The organism is Neobacillus drentensis (genome assembly GCF_036966985.1).
Lineage (GTDB): Bacteria > Bacillota > Bacilli > Bacillales > Cytobacillaceae > Neobacillus > Neobacillus drentensis_E.
This window is the reverse complement of the sequence record NZ_JBALSN010000081.1, coordinates 17,232-41,258: the sequence shown is the minus strand read 5'-3', so window position 1 is coordinate 41,258 and position 24,027 is coordinate 17,232. Positions and strand designations below refer to the sequence as shown.

The 24,027-nt window shown below is 39.5% G+C and carries 22 protein-coding genes; 11 read left to right on the top strand and 11 right to left on the bottom strand.

Annotated features, from left to right (window positions below; genetic code table 11):
* Positions 1–41 precede the first annotated feature (41 nt).
* Together V7659_RS06120 and V7659_RS06115 are read right to left on the bottom strand one after the other, a co-directional pair.
* Positions 42–803, bottom strand: a complete 762-nt coding sequence (locus tag V7659_RS06120) for a dimethylarginine dimethylaminohydrolase family protein (RefSeq protein WP_335538829.1) — start codon at positions 801–803, stop codon at positions 42–44.
* 18 nt (positions 804–821) lie between these two features.
* Positions 822–1,676 carry a dimethylarginine dimethylaminohydrolase family protein gene (locus tag V7659_RS06115; protein WP_335538840.1) on the bottom strand — a complete coding sequence of 285 codons (855 nt, stop codon included), beginning with the start codon at positions 1,674–1,676 and terminating at the stop codon, positions 822–824.
* 178 nt (positions 1,677–1,854) lie between these two features.
* Here V7659_RS06115 and V7659_RS06110 point away from each other — a divergent pair, with 178 nt between their 5' ends.
* Together V7659_RS06110 and V7659_RS06105 are read left to right on the top strand one after the other, a co-directional pair.
* Positions 1,855–2,589: an IclR family transcriptional regulator gene (locus tag V7659_RS06110; protein WP_335538828.1), complete on the top strand. Its 735-nt coding sequence runs from the start codon at positions 1,855–1,857 to the stop codon at positions 2,587–2,589.
* Positions 2,590–2,759: 170 nt separating this feature from the next.
* Positions 2,760–3,962 carry an MFS transporter gene (locus tag V7659_RS06105; protein WP_335538826.1) on the top strand — a complete coding sequence of 401 codons (1,203 nt, stop codon included), beginning with the start codon at positions 2,760–2,762 and terminating at the stop codon, positions 3,960–3,962.
* A 125-nt stretch (positions 3,963–4,087) separates the two neighbouring features.
* Here V7659_RS06105 and V7659_RS06100 read toward each other — a convergent pair whose 3' ends face one another.
* The 4 genes from V7659_RS06100 to V7659_RS06085 are packed head-to-tail and all read right to left on the bottom strand — an operon-like array spanning position 4,088 to position 7,922.
* Positions 4,088–5,083: an NAD(P)/FAD-dependent oxidoreductase gene (locus V7659_RS06100; RefSeq protein WP_335538825.1), complete on the bottom strand. Its 996-nt coding sequence runs from the start codon at positions 5,081–5,083 to the stop codon at positions 4,088–4,090.
* Positions 5,084–5,102: 19 nt separating this feature from the next.
* Positions 5,103–5,927, bottom strand: coding sequence for an ABC transporter ATP-binding protein (locus tag V7659_RS06095; protein ID WP_283877230.1), 825 nt, complete (start codon positions 5,925–5,927; stop codon positions 5,103–5,105).
* A gap of 19 nt (positions 5,928–5,946) precedes the next feature.
* Positions 5,947–6,966 (bottom strand): FecCD family ABC transporter permease, encoded by a 1,020-nt coding sequence (locus tag V7659_RS06090; protein ID WP_335538823.1) that lies wholly within the window; start codon positions 6,964–6,966, stop codon positions 5,947–5,949.
* Positions 6,966–7,922: a FecCD family ABC transporter permease gene (locus V7659_RS06085; RefSeq protein ID WP_335538838.1), complete on the bottom strand. Its 957-nt coding sequence runs from the start codon at positions 7,920–7,922 to the stop codon at positions 6,966–6,968. Before V7659_RS06085 ends, V7659_RS06090 begins: the two co-directional genes overlap by 1 nt.
* Positions 7,923–8,275: 353 nt before the next feature.
* Between V7659_RS06085 and efeO the strand changes: the two genes are divergently transcribed.
* From efeO to V7659_RS06055, 6 genes are all read left to right on the top strand, one after another.
* Positions 8,276–9,127, top strand: a complete 852-nt coding sequence (efeO, locus tag V7659_RS06080; RefSeq protein WP_335538822.1) for an iron uptake system protein EfeO — start codon at positions 8,276–8,278, stop codon at positions 9,125–9,127.
* Positions 9,128–10,420 carry an iron uptake transporter deferrochelatase/peroxidase subunit gene (efeB, locus tag V7659_RS06075; RefSeq protein ID WP_335538820.1) on the top strand — a complete coding sequence of 431 codons (1,293 nt, stop codon included), beginning with the start codon at positions 9,128–9,130 and terminating at the stop codon, positions 10,418–10,420.
* Positions 10,421–10,450: 30 nt separating this feature from the next.
* Positions 10,451–12,205: an FTR1 family iron permease gene (locus tag V7659_RS06070; RefSeq protein WP_335538819.1), complete on the top strand. Its 1,755-nt coding sequence runs from the start codon at positions 10,451–10,453 to the stop codon at positions 12,203–12,205.
* Between the two features lie 104 nt (positions 12,206–12,309).
* The gene (locus V7659_RS06065) at positions 12,310–13,641 is read left to right on the top strand and encodes a polysaccharide biosynthesis protein (protein ID WP_335538817.1); all 1,332 of its coding nucleotides are present in this window, start codon (positions 12,310–12,312) and stop codon (positions 13,639–13,641) included.
* Positions 13,642–13,739: 98 nt separating this feature from the next.
* Positions 13,740–14,258 carry an RNA polymerase sigma factor gene (locus V7659_RS06060; protein WP_335538816.1) on the top strand — a complete coding sequence of 173 codons (519 nt, stop codon included), beginning with the start codon at positions 13,740–13,742 and terminating at the stop codon, positions 14,256–14,258.
* Between the two features lie 38 nt (positions 14,259–14,296).
* Positions 14,297–16,039: an aromatic amino acid hydroxylase gene (locus tag V7659_RS06055; protein WP_335538815.1), complete on the top strand. Its 1,743-nt coding sequence runs from the start codon at positions 14,297–14,299 to the stop codon at positions 16,037–16,039.
* A gap of 64 nt (positions 16,040–16,103) precedes the next feature.
* Here V7659_RS06055 and V7659_RS06050 read toward each other — a convergent pair whose 3' ends face one another.
* The 3 genes from V7659_RS06050 to V7659_RS06040 all read right to left on the bottom strand — a co-directional run bounded on the left by V7659_RS06050 (position 16,104) and on the right by V7659_RS06040 (position 18,753).
* Positions 16,104–16,739 carry a Bax inhibitor-1/YccA family protein gene (locus tag V7659_RS06050; protein ID WP_144552833.1) on the bottom strand — a complete coding sequence of 212 codons (636 nt, stop codon included), beginning with the start codon at positions 16,737–16,739 and terminating at the stop codon, positions 16,104–16,106.
* A gap of 49 nt (positions 16,740–16,788) precedes the next feature.
* Positions 16,789–17,178 carry a large-conductance mechanosensitive channel protein MscL gene (mscL, locus tag V7659_RS06045; protein ID WP_144552835.1) on the bottom strand — a complete coding sequence of 130 codons (390 nt, stop codon included), beginning with the start codon at positions 17,176–17,178 and terminating at the stop codon, positions 16,789–16,791.
* Between the two features lie 72 nt (positions 17,179–17,250).
* The gene (locus V7659_RS06040; protein ID WP_335538813.1) at positions 17,251–18,753 is read right to left on the bottom strand and encodes a LuxR C-terminal-related transcriptional regulator; all 1,503 of its coding nucleotides are present in this window, start codon (positions 18,751–18,753) and stop codon (positions 17,251–17,253) included.
* 199 nt (positions 18,754–18,952) lie between these two features.
* Between V7659_RS06040 and V7659_RS06035 the strand changes: the two genes are divergently transcribed.
* The 3 genes from V7659_RS06035 to V7659_RS06025 are packed head-to-tail and all read left to right on the top strand — an operon-like array spanning position 18,953 to position 21,115.
* Entirely contained in the window at positions 18,953–19,528 is a 576-nt protein-coding gene (locus tag V7659_RS06035; RefSeq protein ID WP_335538811.1) for a DUF6230 family protein, read from the top strand.
* Between the two features lie 17 nt (positions 19,529–19,545).
* Complete coding sequence (locus V7659_RS06030) at positions 19,546–19,932, top strand: DUF6114 domain-containing protein (RefSeq protein ID WP_335538809.1); 387 nt, start codon at positions 19,546–19,548, stop codon at positions 19,930–19,932.
* A 13-nt stretch (positions 19,933–19,945) separates the two neighbouring features.
* Entirely contained in the window at positions 19,946–21,115 is a 1,170-nt protein-coding gene (locus tag V7659_RS06025; RefSeq protein WP_335538808.1) for a hypothetical protein, read from the top strand.
* Positions 21,116–21,154: 39 nt separating this feature from the next.
* Here V7659_RS06025 and V7659_RS06020 read toward each other — a convergent pair whose 3' ends face one another.
* Together V7659_RS06020 and V7659_RS06015 are read right to left on the bottom strand one after the other, a co-directional pair.
* On the bottom strand, positions 21,155–22,387 hold the full coding sequence (locus V7659_RS06020; protein WP_335538806.1) for an aminopeptidase: 1,233 nt from the start codon (positions 22,385–22,387) through the stop codon (positions 21,155–21,157).
* A 341-nt stretch (positions 22,388–22,728) separates the two neighbouring features.
* Entirely contained in the window at positions 22,729–23,997 is a 1,269-nt protein-coding gene (locus V7659_RS06015) for an MDR family MFS transporter (RefSeq protein WP_335538805.1), read from the bottom strand.
* Positions 23,998–24,027 lie beyond the last annotated feature (30 nt).

Sequence of the window (24,027 nt, the reverse complement as noted above, 5' to 3'; positions counted from 1 at the left end):
ACACACCCCTTGTATATTAGCAGTCTCCAATCCAATGTTCCTTAAAAACGTAGTGACAAACAGCTTAAGCCGCCATCTAATTTACGAAATTCAGACACATCGAGTTCAATCGTTTGAAAACCAGCCTCGTTCATTTTTTGCTTTGTTTGAGGAAAACCTGCTGGAATGATGACATAGTCGTTTACGCGAATACAATTCGCTGCATACTCCTCTTCCGGTGGAACGATAATTTTTGTATAGGAATTAAAAACTGGATGATCAATAAATTCGCCTGCGACAACAATTGTCTGATTTCCAAGATAAGAAATACCTGTTTTAAGGTGGAAAAACTTTTCTAGTTGAACAATAGTCGCCTGGTAATGTTCCAATTCAAGAATTTGCTTTAATTGTTCAGCCCCTTCCAAATTTGTTCTTTCAGAAAGTCCTAAATAAAAATGATTTTCAATTTGTAAAATATCGCCGCCGTCAAGGGTTCCTGGTGACTTGATATAATAGATGTTTTCATAATGGGACTTTATTGTCGACTCCATCTCGATAATTTCCCCGTTACGTGAAGGTGCCCCTGGGTTTGAAATAACCGCAAACTTAGGCGTCAGCACTGCCGTGTCTTCTACAAAGGTGGAGTCTGGGAAATCCGTATGACTAGGCAGGACGGTTACTTCTACCCCACACGTTTTTAGTGCATCAATGTAAGCTTTATGCTGCTCGAGTGCCTTTTCTAAAATAGGACTTCCTAGATTAGAAGTCGTTAAGCCATGGATATAGCTCTCCCCGGGTGTTTTGACAATTGTATTTTTAAACATATTTTTTTCCTCCTTTAGTTATGTGCGGATAACAGGGCAGGTGAGACATGTTGGACCACCTGTACCTAAATAAGAGATTTCGTTTCCTTCATATTCATAGACGGTTGCCCCCGCATCCATTAATTTCCGCTTAGTGTAAGGGCTTCCAGAAACCATCATACAAATTCTCGGTGCCAAGGCAAGGACATTACAGCCTAGTCGATGATACTCTTCGTCGGGAACTTCAATTAGCTCAAAGCCACGCTTGATCAGAATTTGTCTTAAAAAGACTGGCATTAATCTCGAATAAACAACAGCCAGGTTTTCATCGACGATACTAATAAAAGACATAAGATGTAGACATTCGTCCTCACCTTGGTCATGCGGAAGCTGGATAACTATACATTCGTCTACTAAACCTTTAGTTATTTCCTTGATTTGGCGGATCGCTTCATCATTCGTTCGATAGCCACGGCCAATTAATAATGTGCGATCATCCAGCCAAACAAGATCTCCCCCATCAGCTAATGCTTCACCAGTAAGTTCACCTAAAATAGGAATGTCCTTTTCTTTTAAAAATTGTTTGTACACTTCGGCTTCAGGCTGTCGTAATTTTTTCCCTGATTTTAAAATAATGGCACCCTTTTTCGTAAATTTAACAGGGTCATGGGCATAGAGAGAATCTAGTCCCACAAGTTCTGACTCGGGTAAATATTCAATATAATCGACATGCTGTTTAATAATAGAAAGAAACTGTTCAAATTCATGCTCTGCTTTTGAAAAATCAGGTTCATGAATATAGTTGAATTTTTTCCATTCCTTTTTTAAATGTTCTTGACTAATAAAAGCTTCTTTTGGGTGTTTAACAATAACGGTGTTGAGTTTTTTATACATAGATGATGCCAAAGAAGATCCTCCTTTCTTTTCCGTATAGTGGAATTCATTTCCCCTGACAGGAAAACTTATAATATGATATTATAGTAGTAATAAATTCATGTCAATATTTTTTGAATTTACTGAATAATAGTTTTGATATTTTTATATATACTGGATTAAAATAGGAGCTGGAAATATGCAAACTATCGATCGAGCCATGCAGGTGATCAAAGTTCTTGTTGGAAATGAAACAAAGAAATGGTTTTCAATTACTGACTTATCTAAGGAGTGTGACCTACCTGTAAGCACAATGCATCGTCTTTTACAATCAATGAAAAAACATGGACTTATACAACAGGATCCAAATCTAAAACATTATTCAATGGGGAACACCTGGTTAGAATATGGTTTACAGATGTATGATACCTTTGATTTTGTAGGATTAATTCGGCCCGAGATGGAAAAGTTAATGCTTGAGGTGGAAGAGAGTATTTATTTCAGTAAACCAATTGGTCTAGAATCATTAATCGTTGAAAGAATTGACTGCCAGCAAAACCCCATCCGCATTTATGATCAATTAGGATTACGTATTCCACTAAACATCGGAGCAGCAAATAGGGTCATGTTAGCCCATATGCCCCCAAGTGAAAGACTAAAAATCGTAAATGAGTTAGTAGCCGTAGAAGATAGAGATACTTTTTTAACTGCATTAAATCAAATAGTGAAAGTGGGCTATGGGGAGAGCCACGGGGAGAGAACAGAAGGCACATCATCAGTAGCTGCGCCTATTTTTAACCAATTGAATGAACTAATTGGCGCAATTAGCATTGGATATGTCAATTTCAATATAACAATAGAACGAAAAAACTTCCTAATCGAAAGAGTCATTGAATACGGAATGAAAATCTCCAACAAACTTCGTTTCAAATAGATTCCGTATTATATAGTGAATGTATCAGCGACGGTGTCAAACGAGGGTGTCAGGCACGACCTGTGGACATTTGTCTTCGGTTGGTGCCTGACACCTTATCTGTTACTATTTTGAATAGTATTATATTTTCAGATTGTACGATTTGATTAGAGGATTGAGGGAAACTGTGTATGTTGAGGAATAAGAATGTTTGGATTTTGTTAACAGGGGAATTTATCGCGGGTCTTGGTTTGTGGCTCGGTGTTATTGGTAATTTGGAATTTATGCAAGAGAAGCTCCCATCAGATTTTCTAAAGTCACTTCTTCTTGCTGCAGGCTTGGTTGCTGGGATTGCGTTTGGCCCCTATGCTGGCAGACTTACCGACCAAGTAAGTAAGAAAACAGTTATGCTTCTGGCTGGATTTGTAAGGGCTATCAGTGTTGTATTTATGTTAATTGCGATTGCAACAGGTTCGATCTGGTGGATGGTCGTGTTTCTCGTTCTGCTGCAAATTTCTGCAGCGTTTTATTTTCCAGCACTACAAGCAGCGCTTCCGCTAATTGTGTCTGAAAAGGATTTGCTTCAATTAAACGGGATTCATATGAATGTCTCAACCCTTTCTCGCATTATCGGAACAGCGGTGGCCGGGATTTTGTTGGTTGTCCTGCCTTTATCGATGCTTTATGTTGGTTCTTTGGTCGCGTATATTGGTTTATTTATCCTTACTTGGTTCTTAAGTATCGATGAATCAAGAGATCTTCATATAGCAAAGGATAGTCCCACTGAAAAAACAAGTTTTAAAGACGTATTTCCGATTATTAAAGGTCTGCCTATTGTCTTGATGACGCTTATCATGACACTGGTCCCGGTCCTTTTTCTTGGTGGATTTAACCTTGTAGTAATTAACATTAGTGAACTCCAAGATAGTTCAGCGATAAAAGGCTGGATATATACAACTGAGGGAATCTCTTTTATGCTGGGTGCTTTTCTCATTAAGTTGATCAGCGACAGAATCTCACCGTACAGCATCTTATTTGCCTGTTCGTTTTTGATTGGTGTGTCCCAACTACTTCTTTTTTTAGCAGACGTACCGGTATTAACTATCGTGGCTTTTGCCATATTTGGATTTTCTGTCGGCTGCTTTTTCCCGACAGCTGCGACCATTTTTCAAACAAAGATACCAAAAGAGTTCCACGGCCGCTTTTTTTCGTTTAGAAACATGCTTGACCGTGTCACCTATCAGATTGTCCTGCTCATTAGCGGCTTTCTCCTAGACCTAATCGGCCTGCAGGTCATGTGCGTCCTTTTTGGAGGAATATCGATAATCATGACAGCAATTTTTTATATCAGACATAAATACCTCCAAACCCGTTCTATTAAACAAAACACCTAACAACAAGCAGGCACCATCCGACAGATTGGATGGTGCCTGCTTTATAGCGATGTGTCCTCCTCGAAAGGACAAGTGTCCACAAGCGGTGCCTGACACCACAAATGACACCATAAAATATCACCCGTTCAAAAATGGGTAGTGGAGTAGATGGGTTTTAGTTCTTTTTGGGGTTCTATGTAGGCTTTTGCGCTATTAACGGCGGTTGGACCTTCGGAAAATCCACCTGCTATCAAGTGAAGTTTATTTGGGTAGTTGGCGACGTCCCCGGCTGCAAAGATACCTTCGATATTAGTTTGCATTCTACTGTCTACTTTGATGTTTCCAAATTCAAACTCTAATCCCCATCCCTTGATGGGGCCAAGGTCAATACAGAAACCATGATTGACGAGAACTTCGTCCACTTCAATGATCTGAGTGTCGTTTGTTACAATATTTTTAACGGTAACACTCCCGATTCGTCCATCTTCCCCATGTAACGCATCCAAAACATGCGGAGTCAAGATGGTCGCGGTTGATTTACGCAAATTGCTGATGTTTCGCTCGAGTCCTGAGAATTCTTGTCTGCGATGGACCACGGTAATATGACGCGCAATCGGGAGCAGCTCGTTCGCCCAATCAAGAGCGGAATTCCCACCACCAGAAATAAGCACATGTTTATCTTTATAGTCATTCAGCTTTTCCACCGCATACCGCAGGTTTCGTCCTTCATATTGATCTGCATGTTCTACGTCAAGCTTCGCACTTTTTAATGTTCCGAATCCAGTCGCTAAGATAATCGACCGGGTATGGTGCTTTTCACCATTATGGCTAGTTAATAGGAACGTCCCATCTGCTAACCTTTCTAATCCAACAACCTGTTGATTTAAAACAATGGTTGGATGAAAGGTTTGCGCTTGTTCCACCAGCTGTTTAATTAAGTTTTCACCTGAAACAGCCGGGATCCCGCCAATATCGCGGATCACCTTTTCAGGATAGAAATAGGAAACCTTCCCCCCTAAGTATGGGAGAAATTCTATTATTTTCGTTTCCATCTCTCTCATCCCGCAATAAAAAGCAGTAAATAAGCCAACTGGACCACCACCGATGATGGTAACATCGTATAATTTCATTTCATTCCCCATCCCATCTAATCCCATTTCACTAGAAATTCATGACTTTTCGATTGTCTAATGCCGGCTCTTTTTGAATTAAATCATAACATAGACAGACTGGTTTTTTTGTTCGTGGATCTTTAACAATTTCAGCATCGATTTGAAAGACTGTTTTTAATACGTCTGGGGTCATCACTTCGTCTGCACTTCCCTCTTTGACAATAGTCCCCTTTCTTAGTGCAACCATATGGTGAGAAAACCTAGACGCATGGTTCAAATCGTGAATCACCATCACTATTGTCCGGCTTTGTTCCTTATTTAATTTTTCAAGCAGCTGCAAAATCTCTAGCTGGTGTGCCATATCAAGGTAGGTGGTTGGCTCATCAAGCAGCAAGAGATCGGTTTCTTGGGCAATGGCCATTGCAATCCAGGCACGTTGACGCTGTCCGCCGGAAAGAGCATCAACTGGATGATCGGCAAATAGACTAAGTCCAGTCACTTCTAGCGCCCATTCAATCACCTGCCGGTCGTTATCCGTTAGTTTGCCAAATCCGCTTTGATGCGGAGAACGTCCAAATGAAATCAATTCATAAACCGTTAATCCATTGGGAGCCTCGGGGCTTTGCGGAAGAACAGCCATTTTCCTAGCGATTTCTTTTGTTGGGACCTTGTGAATCATCTTTCCATCCAAATAGACGATCCCAGACTTGGCTGCATGGACACGTGCTAATGTTTTTAAAATAGTGGATTTCCCGCAGCCATTTGCGCCGATAATAGTGGTAATTTCCCCTTTATTTATGTGTAAATTCAAGTTTTCAACAATCGTCTTGTCGCCATAACCAATCTGAAGATTCTCGGTAGAAAGTGAAACCACAATCCGTTCCCCCTTTTTTTTATTTGGCTTTCATTAGTAAAAAAATAAAATATGGTGCACTAAATATTGCCACCACAATTCCCACTGGTATTTGGGTTGGAGCCAGTAGATTTTTCCCAATTGTGTCTGCCAATAAAAGTACAAACGACCCTAACACGGCTGTTAATGGCAGAAATAACTGGTGCTTTGGCCCAATTAATCGTTTCGCAATATGCGGAGCAACTAAGCCTAGGAAAGCAATTCCTCCCCCAGCCGCGACACTGAAACCTGCAAGCGCCACTGCTGCTAGAAGCAAGATTCTTCTTTCTTTTTCTACATGAATGCCTAAGCCAGTCGCGACCTGGTCACCTAAATTCATGATATTTAGGATGTGTGCTTTGTATAAAGCAAAAGGAATAAGCAGCAAAATTAACGGTGCGAGAATGGCGACAAATTTCCAATTCGTTCCCCAAATATCACCAGAAAGCCAGACAGCCGCCTGCATGAAGTCTTGCGGATTCATTTTGAGTTGAAAAATAACAATCGTAGCGCCAAACCCTGAATTCACACCAATCCCGACTAAAATTAACCGGACAGGATCAATTCCTTTTTTCCATGCCAATACGTAAATTAGAAAAGCCGCAATGACCGCTCCTATTAAGGCGAACAAGGGCATTAAAAAAATGCCAAGTGTGCTGACACTGTTCATGGAACCTTGAAAAAAGTAGATAAACAAGATGACCATGAATCCTGCTCCTGTATTAATACCTAATATTCCAGGGTCGGCTAGTTCATTTTTCGTCACACCTTGCAAAATGGCGCCAGAGACAGCTAATCCCGCACCAATCAGTAAGGCCAAAACCATTCTTGGTAATCTGAAATCAACTAAAACGAGTTGGTCGCGGGCTGTTCCCTGCCCTATTAATGTCTTGAAAACATCGATGGGAGCAATCCGTACGACACCAAGGTTTAAACTTATGATAAAAGTGATAATTGTTAAAATAAATAAAAGGCTAATTAGGACGATAAATTTTTTCTGTTTTGTTTTCGATTGATTCATTACAGCCCCCTCCTTTCCCCACGAGCCAGGTATAAGAAGAAAGGAACACCGATGATTGCCGTTACGGCTCCAACTGGAGTTTCAAACGGGGCATTCACCATTCTTGCTGCAATATCAGCAAGAACGAGTAACAGTCCTCCAAGTACAGCGGAAATCGGAATAATCCAACGGTAATCTGAACCAATGATAAATCGGGTAATGTGCGGAATTACCAATCCGATAAATCCAATCGCACCGGCTATCGATACAGCAGCACCGGTTAGCACTAATACGACAATCACGCCTAGTGTTTTTACTAAAAGTGTATTTTGTCCTAGCCCTTTGGAAACTTCTTCGCCTAAGCTAAGGATAGTGATTGACCTTGAGATGTAAAGGGCGAGTAATAACCCAATCCCACCAGTGATCCAAAGAATCTTAATCGATTCCCAAGTTACGGTGGTTAATCCTCCGGCATACCAAAAGCTCATGTCCTTTGCCACTTGTGTATGAAGAGCAATTGCGCTTGAGAAGGCATTAAGCATCGAACCCACTGCCACCCCGGCCAGGGCGAGTTTTACTGGGGTCAATCCTCCCTTTGAAAAAGCTCCAATCGTAAAGACGAGGATTACGCCAAGACCTGCCCCTACAAATGATGAAAAGGTCAACCCCATCATTGTCGCGGTTGGAATAAAAGCAAGAGTGATGACTAATGCAAAAGCTGCCCCATCCGTTACGCCCATGATGGATGGAGAAGCGAGCGGATTCCGTGTTAAGCCCTGCATTACAGCACCTGAAACAGCAAGGAATGCACCAACTAATACAGCCCCGATTGCTCTTGGCATACGAATTTCTTGAATAATTTGATGTGTTGTCATATCAGGATTAAAATGGGAGACAGCCTCCCAAACAGTAGCCATTTTTATATCCGCTGCCCCGTAAGCAATAGATAATCCCATCGAGATTAGGATTAGTATCATTCCTGTGATTAATACGAAAGTTCCTTTAATGGATGTTCTAACTCTTTTATGATGAAGAGCAAACGAATCTCCCTCGTGCTGCTTTGCATTCAAAAACTAACACCTCTTCTGATAAAAAAAGAAAAATTGGGTATATTATTAAATCGAAATTGAAATTAGTAAAAGGAATGATAATCATTATCATTAAGTATAGATAGTAACCACTCATTTTTCAATACGTTTACAGTATAAAAGCGACTCCCAAAAATATCCTTCAAACTTCTTTCACAAATTAACCTAAATTGAAGGGTTTTGTTGATTGACACCACAAATGAAAATGATTATCATTATAGATATCGGAGGATAACATAAAAATGAAACTATTAAAAGTGTCAGGCACCTTAATTTTATCTAGCAGTCTACTATTTGGATGTTCAAATAATACAGAGGAAACTTCAACAAAAGAAAAGGTAAAGGAAAAAGCAACTACGAGTCAGGATTCGCTCACCGGTGTTACAGATGATTACAGGGCATATGCCTTAGGAGAAATTGAAGCATTTGTTAAGGCAACAGACGCCTTTACAGCTGCTGTTAAAAAGGGAGAAATCGAACAAGCCAAAGCCCTTTATGGACCAGCACGGATGCACTATGAGCGCGCTGAACCAATTGCGGAAGTGTTCGGTGACCTAGACCCGAAGATTGATGCACGAGAAGGCGATGTTCCTGAAGCAGAATGGGGCGGGTACCACCGGATTGAAAAAGGTCTTTGGATTGAAAAAACCACTAAAGGATATGAGCAGTACGCAGAGCAGTTAATGAAAGATGTTAATCTCTTACGTGCCAAGGTAGATACCGTTGAAGTGACACCAGAATTATTGATAACTGGCGCTGTTGACCTTTTAAATGAGGTATCCACTTCAAAAGTAACAGGCGAAGAGGATCGTTATTCCCATACTGATTTATATGATTTTGCTGCCAATGTGGAGGGAGCAGAAAAGATTTATCAATTGCTTAATCCGGCATTAACGAAAAAAGATGAGGCCGTTTCAAAGGAAATTCAAGCCCGTTTTGATGATGTGTACAGTTTATTGAACCAGCACAAAAAGGGAGATGGCTACAAACTCTACACTGAATTAACAAAGGACCAAGTAAAAGAACTAAGTCAGGCGATTGATGCACTAGCAGAACCACTCTCACAAATAGGACTTGTTACGGAGGCGTCTTAATTGGCAAAGAATACAAATATCATCGATGAATCTTCGGTAATCAGAAAAAAGATTTCGCGAAGAGATATCCTTAAAACGGCTGGTGTTGGTGGTGTCGGAGTGATTCTTGGTGCTTCTGGATTAGGAGGGTTACTTTCGATTACGGAAAGCAAGGCTACCACTAAAGAGGACCATGATATTGTTCCCTTTTATGGAAAACAGCAAAGTGGGATCACCACAAAAACGCAAAACCATGTGTATTTTGTTTCCTTGGATGTAACCACCTCCAAAAAAGAAGACCTGGTTCAATTGTTCAAGGATTGGACAAAGGCTGCCGCCCTATTATCTGAAGGGAAAGCAGTCGGAGATCTTTCGAGTAATGAGTTTCTCCCGCCAAAAGATACTGGGGAGGCCGCTGGGTTATCTGCTTCTAATTTAACGGTTACATTCGGAGTTGGTCCTAGTTTGTTTGTAAAAGACAATCACGACAGATTCGGCCTAAAACATAAGCAGCCAAAAGAATTAGTGGATCTGCCTAAATTTCCGCTTGATGCGTTGGAAGACGAATGGACCGGTGGGGACCTGTGTATTCAAGCCTGTGCGGATGATTTGCAAGTAGCTTTTCACGCAGTGAGGAATTTGATTCGAATTGCAAGAGGAAAGGCGATCTTACGCTGGGCGCAAACAGGATTTCAACGTACGAAACAAGCAGATCCAAAAAATGAAACACCAAGGAACTTGTTTGGCTTTAAAGATGGCACAGCCAATCCTGATGTAAACAATGAAGAACAGATGAACAAACAGGTTTGGGTTCAGCCTGGGGATGGCCCTAATTGGTTGGCGAATGGAAGTTATCTTGTCGTCCGAAGAATTCAAATGTTTATTGAAGTGTGGGATCGTACCACACTAAAAGATCAAGAAAACACCTTTGGCCGCTATCGTGAAAACGGTGCACCAATTGGGCAAAAAAGCGAATTTGAAAAACTTGATTTGAAGCAAAAAAATGAAAAAGGCGAATATAGCATCCCTACAGACTCGCATACACGTTTATCCCATGGTGATGGTTCACAGCAAATTCTGCGCAGGGCATATTCCTATTCAGATGGAATGGACCTAAAGACTGGCAGCTTTGATGCAGGCCTGTTGTTCTTATGTTTCCAACGTGCTCCTAGTAAACAATTTATTCCAATACAAAATAGATTGGCCATGATGGATAAATTAAATGAATATATTTCCCATAGAGGAAGTGCCATCTTTGCTTGTTTACCGGGAACGAAACCAGGTGGCTTTATAGGAGAAACCCTTTTTAACTAGAGTTTTTCCTAATATAGAGGAGAGAGACACATGTTACGATTTAAAACAAAAAGTAAATCTATTTTAATTCTAATGATGTTCTTCGTTTTTTTTCAAACCGTTCATCCAGCGAAAGCGGAAGTGAATCATGATGAACTTTTTGTTCTAATTGGTGATAGTTTAATGAAAGCCAAGGATGGAGACCAATCAACCGTTTCCACCAATATGGAACAGTTTGCAACAGAATGGAAAGCGATTAAGAACAAGGATAGTGAACAGGCTAAAAAGGTTGAACAAGCGCTTCAAGAGGTTCAAAGTTTACTATCTAAAGGGAAAATAGAAAAAGACGTTCTGTCAAAAAGTCTTTCGTCTTTGTCCAGTGCGGTGGTTCTTTATGACCAAGAACAAAATCCACAAGATAAAGAAAAGGGAAAAGAACAAGTAAAGCAGATGATACCGCTCATTGCCACATTCAAGAAATCGATTGAGGACGAAAATCAGGCAGTATTGAAAACTCAATATCAATCCTTGCTAAATAAATGGAATGCTTCGGAAAAAATTGTCCATGATGAGAGCATAGTCACCTACGGCAGTATCGAAAAATACATGGCTTTAATTCGAATCGCGATCACCCAGAATCCCGTCGATTTAGATAAGGCGAAAACGAATATCGAGAAGCTATCAAGTGAAGTGGAAAATTTCTTAGCAGGGAAGGTTTCTAAACAGGTTCAAGGTGATTATTCACTGTCGGATCTTTCTACATTATTGAGTAAGGCAGAATCACAGATTTCACAGGAAAACTATAATAGTGCCGAGAACCAGTTAAATGAAGTCCTAAACGTTTGGCCAATGGTCGAAGGAGATGTTCAGACGAGGGATAGTAAACTGTATAGTGATCTTGAAACCAAAATACCTACAGCTATTAGTCTCTTAAGTTCTGATAAAGTCGATGGTCCCAAAGCAGAGGAGATTGTAAAAGAAATAAATTCACGTCTTGCACCGCTAATTAGTAAAACTGATTATTCTTTATGGGATGCGGCATTAATTTTACTGCGCGAAGGGTTAGAAGGGTTATTAATCGTCGCTACATTGCTTGCTTTTTTGAAGAAAATGGGTCAGGGTGCGAAACAGAAATGGATCTGGGCGGGTGTTGGCGCAGGTATCCTAGCAAGTGCTGTATTAGCCATTATTATTAATATTGTATTTTCTCGTATCGTTGCAGCTTCCAGCCGAGAATATATTGAGGGAATTACTGGAGTTGTTGCTGTGATTATGATGTTAACAGTTGGAGCATGGCTCCATAATAAATCCAGTATTGGGAACTGGAATAAATATATTAATCAACAAATGGAACAAGCCATTGCTAAAGGAAGTTTAATTTCATTTGCTTTCATTAGTTTTCTGTCTGTGTTCCGTGAAGGAGCAGAAACCATCATATTCTATACCGGAATCACCCCATACATTAGTATGCAGCAATTGGTTTTGGGTGTAATCCTGGCAGTGGGAATCCTAGCGATTGTTGGGTTCGCCATTATTTACTATAGCGTAAAAATACCGATTCGCTTTTTCTTTAAAGCGGCAACTATTCTTATTTATATTTTAGCCTTTAAAATTCTTGGTATTAGTATCCATGCGCTGCAGATTTCGGATGTGTTGTCGACAAGCACCGTGCATCAACTTCCGTTTATTGATTGGATTGGTTTATATCCAACTTTGGAAACAACGATTACCCAGTTATTATTAGTTATCGTCATTCTGGGGTTGACTTGGATGATTAAAAAAAGAACAGTCATTACTAACATTTAAAAGGGCCTTAGGTCCTTTTTTGTTTCTGTTAAAATTTTCTCCTACTAATCAAAGAACTTGTCTCATAAGTTTATATAAGTGAGATTAGTATGGAGGAGAAAAAATTGAGGATTTATTATAAGGGAATATTCTTTTTAGCTGCCGCTGCTTTTTTGGGGGAAGGTATTGAAGTTTTAGTAAATATGATTCTTGCTCGAGAGTTAGGACCACACGGGTTAGGACTGTATATGTCCATTTTGCCATCAATATTCTTCATTGTTTTACTAGCAAGCTTTGAGTTACCCGTATCAATTTCAAAATTTATTGCAGAAAGGGAAGACCGTTATCACCGTAATATCCTTCATCATGCCATTACGATTACGATTGTATTCTCTACTGTTCTTTTTTTAGCAGCTACTGTGATCATTCCGTTTATTCCTGTGTTTGATAAATATCATCCATATGTTAGATGGCTTGTTTTAATCCTAATCCCAATCATTTCCTTTACGTCCGTCGCGAGGGGATATTTTATGGGAAAGCAACAAATGGGGAAAATAGCAGTTTCTAATTTTTTAAGGAAAACCATTCAACTCGCTGGATTGTTTCTCCTCTTTCGTTTGTTTGCCTTTGACACATCTGAGTCATTGTTAATCGCAATTGGTACATTTATTGGAAGCGAGATTGTTGTGTTCCTATACTTATTCTACATGTTTATTATCCAGTTTCAGCAATTGAAGCGACAGCCATTTTCTAATATGAAACGCAAGGTAGTCCAGAAGAATTTAATGGCAGTATCGATTCCAACCACGGGTCTTCGGTTGTTTTCAGCATTCACTGGTGCCATACAGCCCTTTATCATTAAGGCAGCGTTGGTTCGTTCTGGAATGAGCGAAACAGTAGCGACCGAGCAATTTGGGCTGCTGATGGGCGTGGCCATGTCAATTGGCTTTTTCCCGGCATTTATTGCTCATTCCCTTATGGTCGTTCTAATTCCAGCTGTATCCAAGACTTACTCACAGGGTGATTATCATAGGCTCCAAAAAATGCTTCAACAGGTGATGAAGCTCACCTTTGTATATGGGGTCGCAGCAGTAGCTATTTTCTACTTTTATGCACCGGAGTTAACTTCGCTATTTTTTAAATCAGAAACACCAGCTATATTTTTACAATTACTCTGGCCATTTTTCTTATTCCACTTCTTTATCATGCCGATGCAGGCCTTTTTGTTTGGACTTAATTTACTTAAAGAGACATTTATTCATATCATTTGGTCGACCATCATCTCCTTTGCACTCATTCTGCTGCTTGCAGCAATGCCAGAATGGAGAATGAACGGGGTTATTATTGGCATGAATACAGGTGCTGTTTTGTTGGCGCTTATGCATTATATAACCATTTGCAAAAAAATCGGGATAAGTTTATTTATGCAGCGGCTCATTCAAAATCCCACTGAATGATAAATTTAGAGAAAAATTACTTCAAAACTGTAGGGGTTACACTTTCCACTCCGTCTATTAATATGAAAAGTTATTTTTCAACATGGAGGTTTAGGAAAATGAAAAATGAACGTACCCCATCATTTGAAGAAGTGGTCATGGAATACGGAAGAGCAATCTATAAATATATTTTATCATTGGTCAGGCATAAAGAACTTGCGGAGGACATCTATCAGGAGGTATTACTCTCTGCTTATTTAGCATATCCTTCAATAAAGGAGCAATCGAAATATAAAGGATGGTTTTTTACAATTGCCATCAATAAATGCCGTGATTATTGGCGGAAAGAAAATAAATCCAAGCAATTTTGGAGGGAAGAAGTTTATTCCTATTCAGCCTCTTTCGAACCAACTGTTATCCCAGAAGAGGAAGTGTTACATAAATTTTCTGCAGCACAAATGGCTGAAAAGATTAACCTATTACCGGAAATCTATAGAAATCCTATTTATCTATATTACTATCAAGATTTTTCTCTCGTCGAAATTGCGAAAAAAAGTAACCTTCCCATGTCTACGGTCAAAACAAGAATGAGAAGGGCAAAGGAAAGACTCCGACCAAAAATGCAGTCACTCGCATGATACCAGTAAAATATTCTTTGTGAAGGAGAATGTACACCATGACTGGAAAAGGAGCAAAAAGAGGCCAGGCGCACTTGCAGCCATATATTTCAAAGCAGTATTACCATCGGTATACACCTATTGATCACGCGGTGTGGCGTTTTGTCATGAAGCAAAATCATTATTTTTTAAAAGATATCGCCCATCCGGCTTATGTTAATGGTCTGAGGGATTCAGGTATTAAAACGGAATCTATTCCAAAGGTAGATGATATGAATAAAAGTCTGGCCAAAGTTGGCTGGGGGGCCGTTACGATTGATGGATTAATTCCTGGTTCCGTATTTTATGGATTTCTGGCAAATGGCCTTTTACCGATTGCGACAGAAATAAGAAACATTCAAAACATTGCCTATACCCCTGCACCGGATATGATTCATGAAGCTGCAGGACATGCGCCGATTTTATTAGATCAATCTTATCGGGAATTTGTAAGGAAAATTGGTGAGATGGGGGCAAAAGCACTCGCTAGTAAAGAAAAATTAGAGGTGTTTAAAGCCGTCCGCCATTTAACCATTGTTGCAGAAGATCCTAATTCAACCCCTGAACAGGTGAAAGAGGCAGAAAGGCTTGTGGCAGAAGCAAGACAAAAGGTGAAGGGTCTATCTGAGGCTGATATGGTTTCAAGGCTTTTCTGGTGGACGGTGGAGTATGGCTTGATTGGTGACCTTAGTGATCCGAAGATCTATGGAGCTGGTTTGCTTTCATCGGTAGGTGAAAGTCAAAGCTGTCTAGCCGATGACGTGAAGAAGATCCCATTTTCAGTTGAAGAATGTATTAAGACACCTTATGATGTTACCAAGCCACAGCCGCAATTATTTGTCTGTAAAGATTTTAATGAACTAGCAGGTGCCATTGATCAATTTGCTTCGACAATGGCATTTAAGAAAGGCGGCACGGAAAGCCTTGAAAAAGCTTTGCGATCTGATAATCTTGCAACATTTGTTTTCTCGTCTGGCTTGCAAGTGACGGGGACATTGGCAACCATATGGAGGGATAAGAATGGAGAAGCTAATTATATTAAAACGAAAGGGCCGACCGCACTATCTCTTGACCATACGCAATTAGTGAAACATGGCAAAGATACACATCATAAAGGCTTTGGGACCCCAATAGGCAGTCTTGAAGGAAAGATAGTATTAGAAAATTGTTCGTTGCCTCAATTAAAGGATTTAGGGATTATTGAGGGAAGCGAAGCCGCGTTGAGATTTGAAAGCGGTGTCAATGTAAAGGGGATTGTTAAGTCAATTTTGATGTCAGATGGAAAGCCCATCTTAATCTCTTTTAAGGATTGCCAAGTAAGCTATCAGGGGCAAGTCCTATTTGAGCCATCATGGGGGACGTATGATATGGCTGTCGGTGCAAGAGTTACATCAGTTTTTGCAGGCGCTGCAGATCCAGACGCTTTTTTTGAATGGCCAACAGATGAAACAAACAGTATGGAGGAAGCAGAAGTTCAGCAACTGAATGAATTAGAAAGGCTTTATGCGGAAATCCGCAGCCTGCGTGAGGGACCGGAATGGAATGAACAGAGTTGGTCTAGATTGGAAGAGGTAATAGCGACCCTAGATCATAAATATCCAAATGAGTGGTTATTACGACTAGAAATACTAGAAATCTATAAGTTGCAAAATAGCAGTCATCCCAATGTGAAAATTATTTCAGAACTATTACGAAACAAAAATTGGGGGAAATCAGTTAATCAGGTGATTCAACGCGGATTCACTTTAATCAATAATAGATAAAGGAAAAGGAGCTTGGGGGATCCAAGCTCCTTTCCTATACTGTCCAGCTCCAGCGCTTTTCTGATTAGTCCTTACTAGATAAAATTCCAAAAATGCGAAGGATGCTAACAAATAGGTTAATAAAATTTAAGTATAAGTTTAATGCCATCAATGGTACTTCTTCCGGTCTAACCCCGTAATGCTTCATACGGCTGAAATCAAACAGAACATAACCGCTAAATACGATGACTCCAATAATGGAGAAAGCAAGCATTGCAGTCGAGCCTAATGGAAAGAAAATATTATAAATAGAAATAACCACTAAGGCTAGCAAAGCAGCAAGCAGAAATCCACCTAAAAAGGAAAAGTTTTGTTTTGATTTCGTTGCATAGATAGCCACACCTGTAAAAACCACGGTCGTACTAGCAAATGCCATAACAACCACGTTTGCTCCTGCTGCAGCTGTGTAATAGGCTACGATTGGGAAAAGCGTAATTCCAGATATAAACGTAAAGAGATATAGGAATGAATAAGAAATGGCCTTTTTACGTCTGAAAAAGAATGCGATCATAAGCATGACAAATTCTAGAATCGCTAGCGGCATAAATAAACTATCTGGTACAAATACACCTGCCATAGTGCCCAAGAAAGCAATCGCAAGGGAAAGGGCAAACGTTCGTATAACAGAGGGCAAAAATTCAGTAGATGTTTGTGTATACAATATTTTCACCTCAAAAATTATTTGTTACTAAAGATATACGATTAATTGGTCAAGATGTTTCATTTTTTCTAAAAAAATCTTTATCTTCTTTTAGAAGGTCGCGGATCTCTGCTAATAATTCTACTGTTGGGTCCGCTTTTACAACAACTTCAGCTGGTTCTTCCTTCTTTTTAAAGCGGTTGATAAACTTCACAAATAAAAAGATTGAAAAAGAAATAATTAAAAAATCAACTACTGTTTGAATAAATTTTCCATATGCTAACTTTCCATAGGCAAGATCAGAAAAATCAACTACTCCAATGATCAATCCAACTAATGGCATAATAATATCGGCGACTAGAGAAGAGACAATTTTTCCAAACGCCCCACCGATAATAACACCAACAGCTAAATCAATAACATTGCCTTTCATGGCAAACTGTTTAAATTCACTCCACATAAGCACATCCTCCAAGCTTTTTTCCTAAATGTACATTGTATCCTTTAATAAAATAATATTGCAAGCTTTGTATTATGAGATTAAGTTCATCTTAATAGCTTTTACTGCTGCATCCGTTCGATTTTTTGCAGCTAATTTTTGAATAATGATCGAGATATAATCCCGAACTGTATAACTGCTAAGATGAAGAAGCGTCGCTGCTTCATTAATGGTGGCACCGTCGGCAATTAACTTTAACACCTCTTTTTCCCGCTGCGTTAAGACGCCATTCGAGCTTCCGAATTGCTGAAGTGCCTCATCTCTAATCGAAAAAAGCAATTCCCCAGCATAATGCCCGAATTTTAAGAGTGTGGTTAAGGTTTGAACAGAAACCTCAAATTGAGAATTTTCTCCTTTGTCTAAAAGGGCAATCCCGATTAACTTGCTCTTGGTTGGCACAAATATGGGTAAGACCACTAAGGATTTCAACTTATATTCCTGGACATATTTTTTCGGTAACACCTGCGCTGCATCCGCAAAATAAAGGGGATGAGAATGGTTTAAGGTATGGAAATATTTTTTGATTAAGGGGAGTTTGAAAATTTCCTCCTTAATCTGCTGAACAGAGGGATTGTTTACATTATATCCTGAGACGCCAATTCCTTTCCCTTCGAAATGATTGTACATAAAAAGAGCGCAGCGATTAAACGGCATATATTCGACTAACCCTGTCGTAATCGCCTTAACAGCCTCATCTGCCCCCCGTGAACGTAATAAGTGCTGTAAAAAGAGGAGCGAGGCATCTTTCCATTCCATCTTATTTTCTAAATGAAGTAGTTTTAGCTGGCGTAAATACATTCCTCTAATAAATTCGATTTCATGGTCGGTAATCGGAGAAGCACTATTTTCCAGACCTATTAACAAGGTGTCATTCAAGCAAGGGATGCGGACCATGGTATCCTCTTGTCCCTTTGTTCCTAATAGTTTCGCGATCGCCATAGATAAGTGGTCGATTTGACTCGCTTTTAAACTAGTGGACACCTCAATTAAATGGCTTTCCACTTGATTTCGCTCCGAACAGACTACACTATTAACTTGATATTCTTCATGCTCCTTATTGACGACAGCAATCCATTTTATTGGCATGATGTTAGTTGTGATAATCGTTTTTATCCATTTTTGATTTTGTTCTTCAATATCTTGTGTTAACAACGTCTGGTCAAGTATTCTCGAAAACACGGATTGGACAGCCTGATGATCGAGAAAAGTGGAAGATACATTTACAGATAACAGCTTATGAAATATATTTTCAATCATTGTTAACAAGAATATTGACTCATTTTCATCATATTTCGTGGCGAAACGGTTGTGCCATTCCGTATGGAGGGAGAGGATAAAGGAGTCTACACTTGAGATTTTATTGTTAGCAACCTGTTGGGAAACAATTTGAATGATCACATTAAATTCATCTACTAAACTATCTTTTCGGTATTTTAATGTGGATAAAACTTTTTTCCATTCTTTCATAAATGGTTCTCTTAGTTGAAAAAGAATAGAAAGCCCCTTCTGTAAAAGCTGTTCCAATTTGTGCTCCATGTTGCCCCCACCTCACCATGAACTGTTTTTATATTCTTCGTTGGAATATTTTTCAATATGTCCGTAGTAATAATCCGCACCCGACATTTGACGGGGTGCCCGTATTTTTCCGATAGATGACGTGATTGTGGCTGTTAAATAACCGTAGTAAGGTAATAAAAGAATAATGTTTAAAAATTCGGAAAATGGGAGAGTGCGTATGGAAAGTTCAATTCAATATGTTGAGGGGATGACAAGTAAGAAAGTTTTTTGGTCGGCTTTAGGTACTGGAATTTTGGTATTAGCGTTATTATTAGTCTCATTTGGAATTTCAGGAGTAGCCTATGCGGTCCCCATTGCTGGAGTAGGTGATTTCTATGTAGAGTTCGACAAGTTAGAGGGGAATGGCTATACCTTCTTTCCAAAAATGGGTGAAACAAGCAGCGAAGATTCGGCCCCACAAGGCACCAATTTAATAGAAAATTTGACAATTGATCATTTGCAATTATACAAGGATTTCAAGGTTGGCGGACAGTGGATTCGTGTCAAGATTACAGCATCTAAACCTGTACAAATTACCGGACTGCAACATGATGCAGGTTTAATTGAAGCGGATGCAAAATTCACAAACTTAGCGTTAAAAGAAAATCATAGTGATGATTGGCAAAAACAATTCCAACAAACCTCCTCAAAAATTACCTTAGAACATGCAAAACTAAAAACGCACTATCTTTTTCAGAAAACGATTAATATGAATGGAATGAGACTGACAATTGAAAAGATTGATAAGAAATAAGGTAGGGAGGGAAATAGATGAAATTCACTAAATGGCGAAAAGGCAGACCCATATGGGGGGCTTTCATGACAATAATCAGCGGACTCATGATTTCATGGGTACCATTAAACCTTTATTTAAGTACATTCCTGCCAGGGTCGATTGCAATCATAGGCTTACTCTTTGGAGGATTGCTTACTTTGATTGGAATTGTGGCCTTGTTTTTTCCTAATGCTTCTAAAATTCTTGGAATCTTTACTATTTTTCTATCGATATTATCCGTTATTGGAGCCTTAGGAGGGTTTCTTTTCGGGACGCTCTTTGGAATCATCGGAGGTGCATTGCTGCTGGCATGGCGGCTAGCACCAGTGAGAGTAAAAGTTACACCCCCAACTGATATGGAAAAATCAGCCCACACTTTCTAAAGGAGAGCAAACCATGTGGTGGAAAAGCAAGATAATCTTGTTAATCTTTAGTCTCCCATTTCTTTTTTTAACTATTTTTGCTAATGGTGAAGCAGTAAAAGCGGAGGATCAAATTACAGAAGGGTTTGTCATTGAGGCAGATCGAGTAGTTGGTTCGGGTATGACAGCAACGATAATTAAACAAGATACCGCTGCCAATAGTGGGAAACTAATGCTTCGTTTTCATTATAAATCCGCAATGATATATGGAATGAAATTAACCAAGCAGGTAAATTCACCAAAAGGTCCTGTAACTATTAGTTTAAAAGCAAATGGACCTGTTAGTGTAAAGAATATGATTGTTGATACATCAGCTCTTTCCTTTAAAGGGACTTGCCTAAACGCGACGGAAACTGTTCCAGAAATTGGGATGGAGCAGGTGGTTATGATAGCTCATTTTATGGAATCCGAGAATAGTATTATTAAACAGTTAGTCCTTAATACGGTTTCGGGCCAGTCAAATGCAACAAAGCCTGAGAAGTTGAAAATAATTCAAGAATTAAGTGCACTTCCCGTTAATCAATTGGATAAAGAGCTTAATAAAATTTCAAGTGGACATTTGCCTCTCACGTGTGAAGATCGTTCCAATGTGCTTAAACCACCCGATGACATTGGAAATATCACTGAACCTGTTAAAGAGGTGATTAAAGTTGTGACGAATCCCTTGAAACCTATTACAAAACCATTGGAGCCAATCGTAGAACCAATCGAACCCATCCTGAAGCCGTTGAAACCAGTAACAGATCCAATTGAGCCAGTGTTGAAGCCCGTCGAGCCTGTCACGAAACCACTTGAACCAGTTATAGAGAAAATTGACCCTATTGTTAGTGGAACTAAGGAAAAGGTGGAACAGGTTGTAAAATCCGTTTGTATTCAATTAGAGGAAGCAAAAGGGGCGGTTACAAAAGAGCTAGCTTTGTCATTAATTGATGAAGCCATAACAAAGAAACAAACTTTGAACTCAATCTGTCAAGGTGACTCATTGACAACTGAATTACAAAGCTTGGAGGAAGACCTATTAAAATCGCTTAACCTTGTTGGCATATTAGGAAAAGTCATACCTGAAAATCCACTGGACCAACTTCATAAAATGCGTGAAAAAATTGAAAAAGAAAAGGATGGGGCAATTATCTTTTCACCATAAAAAAGAGCAGGTGAAGCCTGCTCTTTTGTACACATAGATTTAAAAAGCCCAATTCCCGCCTCTAAACACGGGTTCTGTTTTGCCATCTGCGGTGATTCCATCGATGTCCATCTCAGTGGAACCAATCATGAAGTCGACATGGGTGATACTTTCGTTCAGACCGTTCTCTTTCAATTCTTCAGAAGACATTTTCTTTCCGCCTTCAATACAGAAAGCATAGGCACTTCCGATTGCTAAATGGTTTGAGGCATTCTCATCAAATAATGTATTAAAGAATAGGACATTTGATAGGGAAATTGGTGAATTATATGGTACAAGTGCAACCTCACCAAGATAATGGGAGCCTTCATCAGTATCAACAAGACGCTTAAGAATTTCTTCGCCTTCTTCTGCTTTCACGCCAACAATTTTTCCATTTTCAAAGGTAATTGAAAAGCGGTCAATAATATTTCCACCATAGCTTAATGGTTTTGTACTGGCAACTGTACCATTCACACCTGTTCGATAGGGTACAGTGAACACTTCTTCAGTCGGCATGTTTGCCATAAATTCAAAGCCCTTCTCATTCACACTGCCTGCGCCTACCCAGATATGTTTTTCAGGAAGTTCAATCGTTAGGTCTGTACCAGGGGCTGTGTAATGAAGCTTTTGGTATCGTTTTTCATTTAAATAATCAACTTTTTCATGAAGGGTTTCATCATGCTTCTTCCAAGCTTCTACTGGATTTTCAACGTCTGCACGCACTGCTTTAAAAATCGCATCCCAAAGCTTATTGACTTGGTTTTCAGCAGGCTCATCAGGGAATACCTTTGTAGCCCATGCAGGTGACGCAGCTGCGATAACCGTCCAACTCACTTTATCTGACTGTGCAGCTTTCCGGTAATTTGCCAATGCTTTTCCGGCAGCTTTATTGAAGTTGGCAATCCGTTCTGGATTCACGCCTTTTAGCAAATCTGGGCTAGTAGAAATAACCGACATAAAGGCTGCCCCTTGGTCTGCTAAATCTTCCATTTCTTTGGCACGCCAAACAGGATACTCAAGGAAAGCCTCATCTGGAGCTAAGTCATATTTTGTTCTCGTCACAGTATCGTCGTTCCAGTTAACGATGACATTTTGAGCACCAGTTTCGTAGGCTTTTTTAACAATCAGACGAACAAAATTCGCCGCATCTAAAGTAGCATTAACGACAAGAGTTTGACCTTTCTGAACATTTACCCCAACCTTAACAGCCAGTTCAGCATATTTTTCAAGAGTTGTTTGAAATTCATTCATATGTATGCCTCCTTTTTCTGAATCTTCCTATATTGTAGCGTTATTAATTAAAAAAAGAAACTATTACCAATTAAGATTGAGGACGCCTATAAAACAAAAAACAGTAAAGATTTTCATCTTTACTGCATCTTGCTGCCGTATACTTTTATATTAAAATAAACACCTGCGGAAAATAGTACTAAGAATGTAATAATACCTGATAATGATGTTGGAGCCATGAACTCAGATAATTCCATTGTTTCCACCGCCCTTATATTAATTATCTTGATAAGTTAATTATAATACAAATTGGGCAAATGTGAACAATTTAGTACAAATATTAAGAGATTATTGACCAGTATTTATATATGTGATTTAATATTTTGTTTTTCAAATGAATGGAACATGACCCAGTACATCCCAGCACTGAACATGGCTAGAAAAACTAACACGAAAAACGTCCAGCTATAGCCAAGCAATACCGTCATTGGAATTGCAAGCGGTGCAATGGTACGGCTTATGGTAAACCGAAGGCTTGCAGCGGCGAAGTATTGTCCCCGCATATGCTCAGGAGCAAGTCGCGATACAAAGCTTTGCTGGAGCCCGGCTCCCATTAATTCAGCAAAAGTGAAAACCGCCATCGCGATCATTAAACCCCAAACCCAAGTGGTTTGACTAAAAAGAATCATTGAAATGGCGTACACAACTGACGAGAGAACAAATACATTTCTTTCATAATAAGAACTCATCCACTTTGTGACAATTACTGTCAGTAGAGCGACGAGGAAGCCATTTTCTGCGAGCACTAAACCAAAGGCCTGCTCACCATTAACCGAAAATGACCAATGCCCTATTGAAAATAGACTTTGATCTTGGAAGACATCCTTTATATAAACTGGAATCAACAAGTCCAATTGCATAAATGTTTGCCCCGCTAATACTCCTGCAAGGATAAATAACAGAAACGTTTTATCTTTAACAATGAGTGAATAATCCTTCAGCTGATTTTTTAAAAAGTAATACCATTTCCCATCAGACGAAAAAGCACTTTGATTAATCGGGAATGTTTCACGAGTCCATTTTGCTAAAATAAGTCCCAAGGAAATGCAGACTAACCCAGCGACAAGTAAAAGTTGAAACCGATAATGAACATAAAAAATCGCACCTAGAATCGGGCCAATTACAACCGCAATATTTATAGAGGTATAAAAAATAGCAAACACATTGCTTCTGTCTTTTTCATCGACTACATCGGCTACCATTGCTTGGCTAGCCGGCCAATAAAAGGAACCGAACACACCGGCAACTGCAAAAGCGACAAAGCCCATCCACGGGGATTCATACCAAGGTGAACTAGCGAAGCCAAATGCGATAAATGAAAGTCCTTGACCAATTGCAGACAGAACCATCATTCGTTTCCGCCCGAACCGGTCTGCACAGTATCCGCCCATAAGGTTAGCAAGTACTGAAAAAATCTGTGAAAAAACTAATAATAATCCTGCTTTACTTTTACCGAACTCTTCTGCGAAGTAAATCGTTAAGAAAGGAAAAAACATCCAAAACGTGATGTTCATCATCGCTTCGCTGAATAAGCGAACCTTTAAATTAGGATCCCAATCCCTAATTCTCATACATTGTCCTCGTTTCTAAAATTTTGACCA

Coding starts and splice junctions, on each gene's coding strand:
- V7659_RS06120 (WP_335538829.1), bottom strand. CDS start 803: ATGTTTAAAAATACAATTGTCAAAACACCCGGGGAGAGCTATATCCAT.
- V7659_RS06115 (WP_335538840.1), bottom strand. CDS start 1,676: ATGTATAAAAAACTCAACACCGTTATTGTTAAACACCCAAAAGAAGCT.
- V7659_RS06110 (WP_335538828.1), top strand. CDS start 1,855: ATGCAAACTATCGATCGAGCCATGCAGGTGATCAAAGTTCTTGTTGGA.
- V7659_RS06105 (WP_335538826.1), top strand. CDS start 2,760: ATGTTGAGGAATAAGAATGTTTGGATTTTGTTAACAGGGGAATTTATC.
- V7659_RS06100 (WP_335538825.1), bottom strand. CDS start 5,083: ATGGGGAATGAAATGAAATTATACGATGTTACCATCATCGGTGGTGGT.
- V7659_RS06090 (WP_335538823.1), bottom strand. CDS start 6,966: ATGAATCAATCGAAAACAAAACAGAAAAAATTTATCGTCCTAATTAGC.
- V7659_RS06085 (WP_335538838.1), bottom strand. CDS start 7,922: ATGATACTAATCCTAATCTCGATGGGATTATCTATTGCTTACGGGGCA.
- efeO (WP_335538822.1), top strand. CDS start 8,276: ATGAAACTATTAAAAGTGTCAGGCACCTTAATTTTATCTAGCAGTCTA.
- V7659_RS06070 (WP_335538819.1), top strand. CDS start 10,451: ATGTTACGATTTAAAACAAAAAGTAAATCTATTTTAATTCTAATGATG.
- V7659_RS06060 (WP_335538816.1), top strand. CDS start 13,740: ATGAAAAATGAACGTACCCCATCATTTGAAGAAGTGGTCATGGAATAC.
- V7659_RS06055 (WP_335538815.1), top strand. CDS start 14,297: ATGACTGGAAAAGGAGCAAAAAGAGGCCAGGCGCACTTGCAGCCATAT.
- mscL (WP_144552835.1), bottom strand. CDS start 17,178: ATGTGGAGTGAATTTAAACAGTTTGCCATGAAAGGCAATGTTATTGAT.
- V7659_RS06040 (WP_335538813.1), bottom strand. CDS start 18,753: ATGGAGCACAAATTGGAACAGCTTTTACAGAAGGGGCTTTCTATTCTT.
- V7659_RS06035 (WP_335538811.1), top strand. CDS start 18,953: ATGGAAAGTTCAATTCAATATGTTGAGGGGATGACAAGTAAGAAAGTT.
- V7659_RS06030 (WP_335538809.1), top strand. CDS start 19,546: ATGAAATTCACTAAATGGCGAAAAGGCAGACCCATATGGGGGGCTTTC.
- V7659_RS06025 (WP_335538808.1), top strand. CDS start 19,946: ATGTGGTGGAAAAGCAAGATAATCTTGTTAATCTTTAGTCTCCCATTT.
- V7659_RS06020 (WP_335538806.1), bottom strand. CDS start 22,387: ATGAATGAATTTCAAACAACTCTTGAAAAATATGCTGAACTGGCTGTT.
- V7659_RS06015 (WP_335538805.1), bottom strand. CDS start 23,997: ATGAGAATTAGGGATTGGGATCCTAATTTAAAGGTTCGCTTATTCAGC.